Source organism: Aquicoccus porphyridii, assembly GCF_008369105.1.
In the GTDB taxonomy this organism is placed as follows: Bacteria; Pseudomonadota; Alphaproteobacteria; order Rhodobacterales; family Rhodobacteraceae; genus Aquicoccus; species Aquicoccus porphyridii.
On the sequence record NZ_VINQ01000175.1, the window covers coordinates 1 to 405 of the forward strand.

Below are 405 nucleotides of genomic sequence, written 5' to 3' on the forward strand. Positions count from 1 at the left end.
CGGTACCTCTATGCAGCTAATGCAGCGCTAAAGCAGTGGCGTCCAGTCAATAAAAAAGTGGCACAAACAGCGCGAGGCGTCGCGGACGTTTGTGCCACCTCTGACGGATAGCGTCAGTTCGAACCGTAGACGTCGAAGCTGAAGTACTTGTCCTGGATCTGCTTGTACTTGCCGTTGGCGCGCAGCGCGTCGATGGCCGCGTTGAACTTGCCGGCCAGCTCGCTATCGCCCTTGCGCACGGCGATGCCGACGCCTTCGCCGAAGTACTTGGCATCGGTCAGTTGCGGACCGACGAAGGCGTAGCCCTTGCCGGCATCGGTCTTGAGGAAGCCATCTTCGAGGTTCACCGAATCGGCGACCACCGCGTCGAGGCGACCGGCCACCAGGTCCATGTTGGCTTCCTGC

General features: G+C 60.7%; 1 protein-coding gene. It reads right to left on the minus strand.

The window, feature by feature from the left end; genetic code table 11:
- Positions 1–113: 113 nt before the first annotated feature.
- Positions 114–405: transporter substrate-binding domain-containing protein (locus FLO80_RS24075; RefSeq protein WP_149187163.1), on the minus strand; the 292-nt coding region annotated here is incomplete at its 5' end.